Annotated in this window: 12 protein-coding genes; 11 read left to right on the plus strand and 1 reads right to left on the minus strand. The window is 49.9% G+C overall.

The genetic code is table 11. The features are described 5' to 3' along the window. Nucleotide 1: 1 nt before the first annotated feature. The 4 genes from ACN19L_RS16560 to ACN19L_RS16575 are packed head-to-tail and all read left to right on the plus strand — an operon-like array spanning nt 2 to nt 3,839. A complete protein-coding gene (locus ACN19L_RS16560; protein WP_426490577.1) occupies nt 2-1,201 on the plus strand; it encodes a formyltransferase family protein in 1,200 nt (399 codons plus the stop codon). After that, on the plus strand, nt 1,191-2,135 hold the full coding sequence (locus ACN19L_RS16565) for a glycosyltransferase family 2 protein (RefSeq protein WP_426490578.1): 945 nt from the start codon (nt 1,191-1,193) through the stop codon (nt 2,133-2,135). Before ACN19L_RS16560 ends, ACN19L_RS16565 begins: the two co-directional genes overlap by 11 nt. Then, the gene (locus ACN19L_RS16570; protein WP_426490579.1) at nt 2,132-3,091 is read left to right on the plus strand and encodes a glycosyltransferase family 2 protein; all 960 of its coding nucleotides are present in this window, start codon (nt 2,132-2,134) and stop codon (nt 3,089-3,091) included. The genes ACN19L_RS16565 and ACN19L_RS16570 overlap by 4 nt, the downstream gene beginning before the upstream one ends. 16 nt (nt 3,092-3,107) lie before the next feature. Next, a complete protein-coding gene (locus ACN19L_RS16575) occupies nt 3,108-3,839 on the plus strand; it encodes a hypothetical protein (protein ID WP_426490580.1) in 732 nt (243 codons plus the stop codon). A 113-nt stretch (nt 3,840-3,952) separates the two neighbouring features. Here ACN19L_RS16575 and ACN19L_RS16580 read toward each other — a convergent pair whose 3' ends face one another. Then, nucleotides 3,953-4,804: an alpha-1,2-fucosyltransferase gene (locus ACN19L_RS16580; protein WP_226271865.1), complete on the minus strand. Its 852-nt coding sequence runs from the start codon at nt 4,802-4,804 to the stop codon at nt 3,953-3,955. A 208-nt stretch (nt 4,805-5,012) separates the two neighbouring features. Between ACN19L_RS16580 and ACN19L_RS16585 the strand changes: the two genes are divergently transcribed. The 7 genes from ACN19L_RS16585 to ACN19L_RS16615 all read left to right on the plus strand — a co-directional run bounded on the left by ACN19L_RS16585 (nt 5,013) and on the right by ACN19L_RS16615 (nt 12,583). After that, nucleotides 5,013-6,800: an ABC transporter ATP-binding protein gene (locus ACN19L_RS16585; protein WP_426490581.1), complete on the plus strand. Its 1,788-nt coding sequence runs from the start codon at nt 5,013-5,015 to the stop codon at nt 6,798-6,800. Beyond that, nucleotides 6,800-7,732: a glycosyltransferase family 2 protein gene (locus tag ACN19L_RS16590; RefSeq protein WP_426490582.1), complete on the plus strand. Its 933-nt coding sequence runs from the start codon at nt 6,800-6,802 to the stop codon at nt 7,730-7,732. Before ACN19L_RS16585 ends, ACN19L_RS16590 begins: the two co-directional genes overlap by 1 nt. A gap of 40 nt (nt 7,733-7,772) precedes the next feature. Next, nucleotides 7,773-8,912 carry a glycosyltransferase family 4 protein gene (locus ACN19L_RS16595; RefSeq protein WP_426490583.1) on the plus strand — a complete coding sequence of 380 codons (1,140 nt, stop codon included), beginning with the start codon at nt 7,773-7,775 and terminating at the stop codon, nt 8,910-8,912. A gap of 28 nt (nt 8,913-8,940) precedes the next feature. Continuing rightward, complete coding sequence (locus ACN19L_RS16600; RefSeq protein ID WP_426490584.1) at nt 8,941-9,933, plus strand: hypothetical protein; 993 nt, start codon at nt 8,941-8,943, stop codon at nt 9,931-9,933. 14 nt (nt 9,934-9,947) lie between these two features. Beyond that, on the plus strand, nt 9,948-10,835 hold the full coding sequence (locus ACN19L_RS16605) for a hypothetical protein (protein WP_426490585.1): 888 nt from the start codon (nt 9,948-9,950) through the stop codon (nt 10,833-10,835). Between the two features lies 1 nt (nt 10,836). Further along, entirely contained in the window at nt 10,837-11,652 is an 816-nt protein-coding gene (locus tag ACN19L_RS16610) for a glycosyltransferase family 2 protein (protein ID WP_426490586.1), read from the plus strand. A 76-nt stretch (nt 11,653-11,728) separates the two neighbouring features. Beyond that, complete coding sequence (locus tag ACN19L_RS16615; RefSeq protein WP_426490587.1) at nt 11,729-12,583, plus strand: hypothetical protein; 855 nt, start codon at nt 11,729-11,731, stop codon at nt 12,581-12,583. The last annotated feature ends 27 nt before the right edge of the window (nt 12,584-12,610 follow it).

Below are 12,610 nucleotides of genomic sequence, written 5' to 3' on the forward strand. Positions count from 1 at the left end.
TATGAAAATTTGTGTTGCTGGAAAAAATAATATTGCATCTAATGTATTAGAATTTATACATGGCAATATTATATTTGATCAATTATTTGTTGTGTGTACTGTGAACGATGATGGAAACCATAATTGGCAAAAGTCATTGCGAAGAACTGCCGGTATCTTAGGTGTCAAAGAGGTGTTTCTTGAAGATGTGTATGAAATTGATGATTTGTTATTTCTTTCAGTTGAATTTGACAAGATTATAAAGCCTAGGCTATTCAAAAGTAAAAATTTAATTAACATACATTTTTCATTACTGCCTAAATACAAAGGGGTGTATACTTCTGCTTGGCCTTTGTTGAATGGGGAAAAAGAGGCGGGAGTTACATTGCATAAAATCGATAGTGGCATAGATACCGGCGATATAATAGATCAAATGAGTTATTATATAGAAAATATGAATGCGAGAGATATTTATATGAATAATATGATTTTAGGATTTGATATAATTAAAAAAAATATTGTAAAACTAATAAATAATGACTTTGAAAGTTTTCAGCAAAGTAAAAACGGGTCTAGTTATTATTCTTTAAAAAGCATTGATTATTCTAATGTAAATATTGATTATAATAATACTGCATCTGCTATAAAAAATCAAATAAAGGCATTCTCATTTTTTGAATATCAATTGCCGGTATTTTTGAAATATCATGTATCTGATGCGTTGATATTGGATGAGAAAAGTAGTGGCAAATCAGGTAGAGTTTTATATGATACAGAACGATTTGTTGATATTACGAGTATAGATTATAATATCAGATTATTTAAGAATTATTCAATTGATATGTTTTCTGCGGTATTGCGGAATGATATTCAGACATTGATTAATGTGATTGACTATATCGAAGATTTAGATATAACGAACCGAAATGGATGGTCTGCTTTGATGATTGCTGTATATAATAATTTTCATGATATATCTAAAATTCTCGTATCTAAAGGGGCGAATGTTAACAAAGCTAATTTAAATGGAACATCGGTGTTAATGTATGCGAAAGATGGTGCTATCAATACAGGTGATATGAGCACTGTTGTACTGCTTTTAGAGAATGGTGCTGATGTTTATGCTACGGATCTGAATGGAAAAAATGTCTTAGATTACGTAGAAGGGCAGAATAAGGAAGTTTTTGAAGCAATAAAAGCAAATTTGAAAGATGGAAAATAGCCCGCTTGTTTCTTTTGGTGTAGCTTCGTATAATAACAGCAAATATGTTTTGCAAACGCTGAATAGTATAAAAAATCAAACGTATAAAAATTTTGAAATTGTAATTGTTGATGATTGTTCAGTTGATAATTCTATTGATGTTATTAATAATTGGATTAAAAATAACTATAATTTAAAAGTTTCTCTTGTTTGTAACAAGAGGAATAATGGCATTTGCAAAGTATGGAATCAACTAGTATTGGCATCTAATGGCGAATATATTTCTATAATTGCTTCTGATGATTATTATTATCCAGATAAACTGGCAGTACAAGTTCCAATCCTTAACTCAATGCCTGATATAGGTATGGTCACTAGTCCAGTTTCGTACGTAAGTGAAGTTGGAGATATTATTGAGGAAAAAGTTTACGGGGCTTTTTGTGATTATTTAAACACATCTACGAAAGAAGAAGCTTATATAGAAATGTTAAAAATGAATTATGTATCCACTATGGGTACCTTAATTAGGAAAAAGTGTTTCGATAAAGTAGGTCTGTATGATGAAACATTAGCTTATGAAGATTGGGATATGTGGATCAGGATTGCGAAACAATTTAAAATATGGTTTTCTCCTATAGTAAGTGCAGCTTACAGGCGGCATGATAAATCTATATCTTCTACACGTGCTATTCAGTTAATGGAATCAACTATACAGTTATTAAATAAACAAAGAGGAAACGATGATAATGTAAACAAGATAATTGTAAATCATACAAAAGAGATGTCTGAGTTTTTATATGTTAATAATAGTGTTCATGCGAAGAAGTGGCTAAAGGTTAGAATGAGTGATTTACGTGATATCAGAAGTGTAATGCTCTATACACTATCTTTTTTAGGTGTTAAAGGAAATGTAATTCAAAAAACCAGGGCTAAGCTCGCAAAGCTTAAAGCATGAATGAAAAAGAAAAGCCATTAGTTTCGATTATTGTTCCGTGCTTCAACTATGGTTGGATTATTGCGGAAACTCTTGATTCCATTATTTCTCAAAGTTATGAGAATTGGGAGTGTATAGTTGTGGACGACGGCTCAGAGGATGATACATCTTCTGTGGTATCAATCTATGTGAAAAGAGATATTCGTTTTAAATATGTATATCAGACTAATGCAGGTTTGTCCTCTGCTCGTAACACAGGCATAGCTGCATCTTCAGGTAGATATATTCAACTTTTAGATGCTGATGATTTACTGCACCACAATAAAATTATGACACAGGTATCATATTTGGAGAATAATCCATCTATGGGATTGGTTTTTGGTGATGTCAGGTTTTTTTTGCATGAAAAACCTGATCAATATAGTAGGTCAATTGATATGCTGGACCGAGAATGGATGAAATCTGTTCCGGATAGTGGGGAGCCATTAGTGTCAAGTCTTCTTGAACACAATATTATGGTAGTAAATGCTCCATTAGTACGGAGCGAAGTTTTTAAAAAAAATGGTCGATTCAATGAAGAACTTCGTTCGATGGAAGATTGGGAGTATTGGCTGAGATGTGCAATTGCTGGCATTCATATGGTGTATGACCCGTGCAAGGAGAGTTGGGCTTTTGTGCGTGTTCATCGTGCCAGTATGAGTCAGAATAATATAAGAATGCTTACGTATCAGTTAATGGTAAGAAAAAGTGTTGTTGATGAACTGAAACATAAAAAGTATTTTCATGCAAGTGAGATGAATGAAAAGTTTATAAATGAATGCTATTCACATCTGGCAACGATAGAGATGAAGCAAGGAAGTATCAGTAAAGGTGTACTATTATTCAGTAAATTAGCATACAGGTCGTCTAATTATATAGACAATATGAAAAATATTATGTATTGGATGATAAAAAGACTGAAGTCCGTACAGTCTTAATGCAGAAGAAAATAGTATGAAGAAAATTCTTCTCTACCATATATATTCGGTTAATAACTGGCGCGAGATAACCGATTTTCTGTTTCAAAAGCTGCCTTTTGATGCAATAGTAGTGCATGTGTCGTTGCCAACGGATGGGAGCGTAACGGAAAGCGAAATCGAAAGCTACTTTGCCAAGTACCCGATAACCCGGTTTCTCTACTCGCAGAACAGCGGGTTGGGGGAGGTGGATGGCCTGTATCGGTTCGTGGAAACTCAGGATTTGACGGGGTACGACATCCTGACGTACATGCACTGCAAAGGAGTTACCAAGCCAGGGCACGAGCACATCTTCAACTGGACGAAGCTGATGCGGTACTTCGTTATTGAGAAGATGGATGTCTGCGAAAAAGCCTTTAAGAAAGGATATGCCACGTTCGGTGCCAACAAAGGCATTCCGGATCATAACATGAAGCACCATTTCGTGGGTAGTAACTTCATTTATGAGGGCAATTTTGCCTCCATCAACCTGCATAAGATAACGCTTACCAAAGCAGTGCTTGATAAGTACCTGGACCGCTCCTATTACGGAGTGGAAGCGCTATGGGGAAAATTGTGCCGCTACGAAGAAGGGTATACCGTATTCAACTCCGGCCTAAACCATTACAATGCCTCAGTGCCCGAAAAGCTGTATACCACCCGTTTGGGTAGAGCCCGGTACAACCTGATGACGTTCTACTATCGCATGCGCAAAAAGCTGCTGCAGTAAAGAGGTAATGATTTAGTAATTATCAGCCAGCAAAAACTGGTGCCCAGCGAAGCATATGCTTTGCTGGGCACCAGTTTTTGCTGGTGGGCACTCCGACATGCAAAGTCGGGCCGTTACAGCACCGCTGCCTGCGTCGATACGGGTACCTGCGTCCAGTGGGGCGGATAAATATTGACTGGATACTCAATGCCGAAGTGGAATCCCAGAAAGTACTGCGGGCAGTATATTTTTTGCGCCGTGGTGTTCAGATAAGCCCCCCACCAGGCAAACGTGCTGTTGCTGATGATACCGTAGTCGGCGTGTTGCAGCAGCAGGAGCTGGGTCGGCACATCGGCCCGCACATACTCCAGATTAGGATGCTGCAGCTGCAGCCGCTGCTCAACCTGCTGAATATCGTCGCTGATGATAAACAGATTGAACTGCTCGAAATCGAAGGTCAGTAGGATATCCCGCTGCCACTCCAGGGGCAGAATAGGCGGCTGGCCATCCTTGGCAAATACATCGAAACTCTGGTAGTCGCCCAACCGGAAGGAGGCCACAACGCTGGGCCGCTGCCGGAGCTTGGGGGCGTACTTGGTTTCGAAGGTTTGCCGGTATTTGGGCAGCACCGTGAACCAGCGCAACAGGTCCGCTTTAATGGGCTCGTACAGCTGGTACTCCTGAAAATAGCCCCAGTACACAGCCTCATCACGCAGCCGGGATTCATCCAGCGGCACCCGGCAGTCACGCAGATCGACGAAGGGAGCCTTTCGCAAAAAGGCCTGCTGCAGCTTATTGTATACTTTCCAGACGGAGCGCCGCTGCAACAGGGGCCAGGCCCCATGCAGCTCAAAATAAGGCAGGTCGAACGGCTGGTCGTTGGTATCCAGCAGGAAATGCGTGCCGAGCCGTTTGGCCAGCAAAGAGGCAAACGCGAACTGAAAGAGCTGATTGCCTAAACGGCCGAGGAGTTTTACTTTAATCATACTGAGCAGGCCGCATCTGAGCCCTCACAATGTGGTGCCGCAAAGGTAGGCAAACCGGGCTGAGGGCGTAGGTACACAGCGGGTTTAACTTGGGTAGCCTATCTTTGCAGGTAGTTAGCGTGGAGGGACATCTTTGTGGGCCAGTGCACGTATAGCGGCCGCGGATCTAACACTTAGGTCTGTTACTTCTTTCAAGAAATAGTTTGTAATGAGTTCTGCTCAAGCTGAGAACCAAGGTATTGTAGGCCCGGCACTTAAAAGTGCACTGTATTATCTGACGCTTGCCGAGAAGCGCAAAGCGGTAGGCATGTTCGCTTTGCTGGTACTATCCTCACTGCTTGATGTGTTTGGGCTGGCCACGCTGGTGCCGGTAATTATGGCCGCGTCCCGGCCCGGCTCAGTATTTCAGAATAAGTATTCCCTGTGGCTGTATCAGACCCTGGGGTTTCAGACGGAGCGCAGCTTCCTGGTTTTTCTGATTCTGGGGTTGCTGGTATTTTTTCTGCTGAAAAATCTGTTCACCACTTTTATTAATTATCAGCAGGTAAAATTTACGGCGTATCTGGGGCTGAAAATTATTGAGAAGCAGGTTGATAAGCATCATAACTTCCCTTACTTAGAATACATGCGGATCGGCTCGGCGCAACTGGTGCACAGTACGCTTGGGGTACCGCAGGCATTTATCGGCAACGTTATCCGGCAGCTGTTTACGTTCTTCCAGGAGATAATCATCATTGCCATTATTGTAGTTGGTATTCTGGTGTACCAGCCTTCGTTGTTTATTATTCTGATGGTGGTGCTGGTGCCGGCCACGGTGATGACGTATCGGGCCCTCAGAACCCGCTCGGCCAAGCTTGGGCAGGAAATTGATATTCTGCGTCCCATTTCGCACGCTATTCTCACGGATGCGTTTATTGGCTTCATTGATTTGAAGCTGGCCAACAAGCAGAAGTTTTTCAAAGAGCGGCTGCTGGCCAATGAAAAGCGTTTCCAGAACGTAGAAGCGCTGACATACCTGTATGGGCAGCTGCCGGTGAAAGTAATTGAAATGGTGGCCATTATGGCGGTGGTAACCATTTTCCTGTATTCACTATTCTTTAGCCAGAATGTCACGGCTTTGGTCACAACGATTGGTTTGTTCGCGGCAGCCGCTTACCGCCTGATGCCGTCCGTGAACCGAATGATTATTGCCATGGTGGCCCTTAAGCAGTTTAAGTTCACCTACGCCAATATGCAGAACTACCGGGAATATGCCGAGATGCAGAAGCCCGAGCAGCAACTGTTACCGTTCAACCGGGAAATCCGGTTTGACAACCTAACCTTCACGTTTCCGGACACCGAGAAGCCGGTGCTGGACCACGTGTCGTTCACGGTGCAGAAAGGGGAGAAGATTGGTATCATCGGGTCGTCGGGCTCTGGTAAGACAACCCTGATGAACCTGCTGCTGCGTTTCTACAAGGAGCAGGAGGGAGCCATCCGCATTGATGGGCAGCCATTGAACGATGCCAACCTGGAAGCCTGGTACCGCCTGGTCGGGTACGTGAAGCAGGATACCTTCCTGATGGATACGACTATTCGGGACAACATCACCCTGATGGATGCCCAGGTGGACGAGGCGCGGCTGACCTATGCCATTGAGCAAGCCTCGCTGGCCGACTTTATTGCCGGTTTGCCGGAGGGCGTTGATACCCGGATAGGGGAGCGAGGTGCCCGCTTATCGGGGGGGCAGCGCCAGCGCATTGGTATTGCGCGGGCCCTGTACAAGCGCACGGAAGTGCTGGTAATGGACGAGGCCACCAGTGCTCTTGATAACGAAACGGAGCGCGAGGTAAATGAGGCCATTGGCCGCCTGGCCCACACCGATATTACCATCTTCATTGTGGCTCACCGCATCACCACCCTGCGCGACTGCAACCGCATCTATGAGCTGCGGGCCGGCGAGCTATATGCGGAGCACCGGTACGAGGACTTGGTAAATAAAATCCTGACCGCGTAATGGCTGTTACCCTACCCGCTGAAGCGCTGACGGTATCCGTCATTATACCATCCTACAATGGCGCGGCCAAGCTGCCCAATATCCTGGCGGCCATTCAGCAGCAGCTAACCGTCCCCCACGAGGTGATTGTGGTGGTGGACGGCTCCACGGATAACACGGCTGAGGTGCTGCAAAGTTACCAAGCGCGGATGGCCAACCTGCGCGTTGTTATGCAGGAAAACAAGGGCCGGGCCGCCGTCCGGAACCGTGGGGCGGCAGAAGCTACCGGGCAGCTCCTGGTCTTCTTTGATGACGACATGCGCCCTCAGCCGGAGTGTCTGACGGCCCACGTAGCCCATCACCAGCAATATCCCGGCAGCCTGGCAGTGGGCATGCAGCAGGAGGAGATGCTGCCGGAAAACTCCGATTTTCAGAACTACAAGGCCTCGTTAAGCCGTAAGTGGCTGGAAAAATACGTGGCCATTCCGGATGGCGTACCCATGGACCCGCAGGGGTTATTCGTGTCAGCGGCCAATTTATCGGTACCAGCCATTGTTTTTCAGCAAATCAGCGGATTTGACAGCGTACTGCGGGATATCGAAGATTTCGACCTGGGTATGCGCGCCAGTGAGCAGGGCTTCCCGATTTATTTTTTGCGCAATGCCATTGCCTGGCACGATGATTTCGTGACGTGTGGGCGGTACGTAAACCGGCTGCGGGAATACCGCAAGGCCCACGCTATCCTGGCCGGGCACCGGGGCGCCTTGTATTATAAGTACCTGCCAGGGGCGGCACAGAAGCCCACGGGTATTAAAGCAACTATTTTCAGGCTGCTGGCTGCTCCCGGTTGGGTAAAGCTGGTGGATGGCAACTCGTTGCAGGTGCTGCCCAGGGCCGCCCGCTACAAGCTGTACGACCTGGTGATTACCGCCCAGGGTAATAACATTGCCTAGCGGCCCTTTTCAACCACTCACTTCTTACGCTCTCTGCCCTTTGTCGTTACCGGTTAGTGTCACGTATATCGTCTCGGACCTGAACAAGTCCATGGCTTTTGAGTGGATTGCGCAGTACCTGAGCCGCGAAAAATGCCGGTTGTCGTTCATCCTTCTCAATGCCGGGGACACGGAGCTGGAGCAGTTTCTGCGGGCGCATAATGTACCCGTGCACCGGATTGTGTACACGCGGAAAACGCAGCTGATAGGGGCTATCAAAGAGGTATATCGGTGCCTGAAATCCTGGAAGACAGCCGTGGTGCACACGCACCTGTTCAACGCTAACGTGGTGGGGCTGGCCGCCGCCCGGCTGGCCGGCGTACCGAAGCGAATCCTGACCCGACATCACTCGTCGCTGCATCACCACTTCTTTCCGCGGGCGGTTTACTATGACCGGCTCACCAACTACCTAGCCACCGACATTGTGGCCATCAGCGAAATTGTGCGCAAGATTGTGGTGGACTGGGAGGCCGTGCCGCCGGCCAAGGTTCACCTGATTCACCACGGGTTCGACTTGGAGGCCTTTGCGGAGGTTGCGCCGGACCGGGTAAAGGCCCTGCGGGATAAATACGGCATTACGCCCGATGGCCCCGTTGTTGGTATCATCGCCCGACAAACCATCTGGAAGGGCATTCAGGACGTAATACCGGCTGTGGCCGAGTTGCGCAAGCAATACCCCGCCATTCGGCTGGTGCTGGCTAATGCGCACGGTGATTACCAGGAGCAAATCAAGGAGCTGCTGCAAACGCAGCTGCCGCCGGATGCCTACACGCAGATTCGGTTTGAATCGGACGTGCCGGCTCTGTACCAGCTGTTTGATGTGTACGTGCACGTGCCCATCGACAACCACAGCGAGGCATTCGGACAGACCTACGTAGAAGCCCTGGCCAGCGGCATACCATCAGTATTTACGCTGTCAGGCGTCGCGCCGGAATTTGTGCGGGACGGCGAAAACGCGCTGGTCGTGCCTTTCCAGGATAGTGAGGCCATCCGGCAAGCCATTCAGCGGCTGCTGACCGATGAACCACTGCGCCGCACCTGCACCGAAAACGGCAAACGGAGCGTGCAGCAATTTGCGCTGCAACCGTACCTGGACAAGTTGGAGCGCCTGTATACCCAACCTTCATCTTACAACCCGTAGAAGCGACCAGCTTCCCGAACCCAGCTTTATGAAACTACTCGTTACTCAATCATTCGGCCGCGAAAGTGAATACCGCCGGGCCATTCTGGCAGTGCTCAGCTTCTGGGCCTGGTACACCGGCCCGGCAGAAGAGGTGCAGACCGTCGTGTTTACAGATCAGCCGGATTATTTCCGGAAGTACATCACCGGGGTTGACGTACGGTATGTGCTGCTGACGCCCGACAAGATGAAGGCCATGCGCGGGTATATTGACTTCCTGCACCGGATGAAAATTGCCTTGATTGAGGAAGCATTCGACCTGTACCCGGGCGCGGATATGCTCTACGTCGACTCGGATACGTTCTTCACGACGGACGCTCTGCCGTGGATCAAGCAGTTCAAGCCGGGCCGCAGCTTTATGCACCTGCTGGAGTACAAGTTTGAAACCTGCCGCGACATGCCGCTGCCGGCCGGCGAAACTTTCCGGGCCTACCTGAACCTGATTGAGAATACCGGCTTCACCACCAGCAACGGCACGGAGCGCTTTGCGGCCGATACGGAATCCTGGAACGCCGGGGTGATGGGTCTGCCGGCCCAGGTGCGGACGTGGCTGCCCGATGTGTATGCCCTCACGGAGCAGAGCTACCCGCAGACGCAGAACCACGCCAGTGAGCAGTACGCGTTTTCCCTGATTCTGCAGACGCGCACCGAACTTTTGCCCTGTGATGAGTACGTGTACCACTACTGGTACCGGGTCAAAAAGCAAATTACCGACCTCGTGCTGGATCAGGAGCTCGGCAACGCTTTCGTCCAACTGTCCTGGCCTGAAAAGCTGGCAGCGGTAAAGCGGCTGACCAACCAGCTGCCCCGCACGTACGAAACGCACGAGCTGATGCTGCGCGACAACGCTATTCAGGCCTTCACCTCCGACCAGTTCGGGGCGGGCTACAAGCACGCATTCCAGGCGCTGAAAAAGTCGCCCTTCAACCCGCAGTTCATTAAGGATGTGCTGTACCACACCAAACGGCATCTGACGCGCTAACCGGCACAGGGGGTATGAAGAACGAGATAAAAGTAGGTTTTTGCGTGGCGTACGACTGGTACTACCTGGCGCAGGCACTGCCGCTGGTCTACGCCGAGGCCGACCGCATCTGCCTCTCGCTGGACGCGGCCCGCTGCAGCTGGGCGGGCCAGCCGTTCGGCTTCGATGAGGCGGGCTTCCGGGCCCTGGTGCAGCAGCTGGACGTGGCCGGCAAGGTGGACGTGTACGAGGACGACTTTCACCGCCCCGAACTCACGCCCATGCAGAACGAGAACCGCCAGCGCCAGCTCATGGCCCAGCGCCTGGGGGCGGGCGGCTGGCACGTACAGCTGGACGCGGACGAGTACTTTCTCAACTTCGCCGGCTTTGCCGCCTGGCTGCGCGGGCTGCGCCCGGGCCGGCCGGTCAACATCCGCTGCCCCTACATTACCTTGTTCAAGGAAGTGGACGGGGGCTACCTGGTGGTGGAGCAGCCGGACTACTTCAAGCTCGACGGCAACCCGGTGGCCACCAACGAGCCGGCCTACCAGCACGGGCGGGTCAGCGGCTGGTTCAACGTGCACGCGCCCTTTTTCATCGTGCACCAGTCCTGGGCGCGCTCGGCGGACGAGATTGAGCAGAAGATCGGCAACTGGGGCCACAAAAACGATTTTGACACCCAGGCCTACTTTCAGTTCTGGAACAACCTCTCCAAGCTGAATTATCAGCAGGCCGATGGTTTTCACCCCATCATTCCGCAGCTATGGGATAAGATGTCGTTGGTACCGGCTCATTCTGTCCCGGAGTTGATTCAGCATTACCAACAAAAACCGCCGGCAATTCCTTCCGCGCTTCAGTTGGCACTAAAAAATTCCATTTGGCTTGCCCGGGCTACTTCTTTGTTTTCTAGATTTCTGAAATAATATGATTCAGGTTTCCATTGTAGTCATTAACTACAATACGTTTGCTCTTACGACGGCTTGCCTCGAATCAATCATTGCGCACACGCACGGGGTTTCCTACGAAATTATCCTGGTAGACAACGCCTCGGTAGAAACCAGGCCGGCGGTTTTTAAGGAGCGGTTTCCGGCTATTAAGCTAGTGGCCAGTGAAAAGAATCTGGGCTTTGCCGGGGGCAACAACCTGGGCATAGCGGTTGCTGAAGGCGAAGTAATATTACTCCTGAATAGCGACACCTATCTGGAAGATGACGCTATTACCAAGGCCTACACGTATCTGAAGCAACATAAGGAAGTGGGGGTTGTCTCCACGCGGCTCACGTACGTGCAAGGCGGCAACCAGTCGCCGGCGCAGCGCTTTCCCTCGGTGCGCTACTACCTGATTGAGTTGCTGCGCTTGCAGAAGCTGCTGCCAAAACGCACGCGGCAGAAACTGCTGCTCGGGGCTTTCTTTGACCATTCCTTCACTACCGAAGCCGACTGGGTGTGGGGAACATTCTTTATGTTCCGGCGGGAGCTATTGCAGCAGTTGCCAAACGGTAAGCTCAATGACGACTTTTTTATGTACTGCGAGGATATCCAGTGGTGCTGGGATATTAAGAAGCTGGGCTACCAGATTCATTATTATTCTGACGCCTCCGTTGTCCATGTCATGGGTGGCAGCTCCGGTAAAAAGAATGTGCTGAATACGGATAATCGTAAAACATTCCTGCAAAAAAACTACGCCGGAATTCACTATAAATCCATCGTATTGCTAGAAAAGCTGCTAGGAATCAATTAGTAATACCAGGGGAGATTCAGTGTTCCGAAAAGTACAGAAAGCATAGATGGGAGTTGAGATAAAAGTAGGTTTTTGCGTGGCGTACGACTGGTACTACCTGGCGCAGGCACTGCCGCTGGTCTACGCCGAGGCCGACCGCATCTGCCTCTCGCTGGACGCGGCCCGCTGCAGCTGGGCGGGCCAGCCGTTCGGCTTCGATGAGGCGGGCTTCCGGGCCCTGGTGCAGCAGCTGGACGTGGCCGGCAAGGTGGACGTGTACGAGGACGACTTTCACCGCCCCGAACTCACGCCCATGCAGAACGAGAACCGCCAGCGCCAGCTCATGGCCCAGCGCCTGGGGGCGGGCGGCTGGCACGTGCAGCTGGACGCGGACGAGTACTTTCTCAACTTCGCCGGCTTTGCCGCCTGGCTGCGCGGGCTGCGCCCGGGCCGGCCGGTCAACATCCGCTGCCCCTACATTACCTTGTTCAAGGAAGTGGACGGGGGCTACCTGGTGGTGGAGCAGCCGGACTACTTCAAGCTCGACGGCAACCCGGTGGCCACCAACGAGCCGGCCTACCAGCACGGGCGGGTCAGCGGCTGGTTCAACGTGCACGCGCCCTTTTTCATCGTGCACCAGTCCTGGGCGCGCTCGGCGGACGAGATTGAGCAGAAGATCGGCAACTGGGGCCACAAAAACGATTTTGACACCCAGGCCTACTTTCAGTTCTGGAACAACCTCTCCAAGCTGAATTACGCGGGCGTGCGCAATTTCCGGTACCTCTACCCGGAAACCTGGCCGTCGCTGGGCTATGTGCCCGGCAGCAGTATTCCTGAACTGGTAGCGTACTACGCGGCCAATCCTCCGCAGGTCCCCGGCCGTTTGCGGCTGGCAGTACAGAACTCAATCTGGCTGTCCCGGCTGCGGCGGGTTTTACGGCTCACTAATTAATCTGCTACGCTGTTCTGTCGTACTTGC

Origin of the sequence: Hymenobacter sp. 102, from assembly GCF_049949205.1 — a bacterium.
Classification (GTDB): domain Bacteria; phylum Bacteroidota; class Bacteroidia; order Cytophagales; family Hymenobacteraceae; genus Hymenobacter.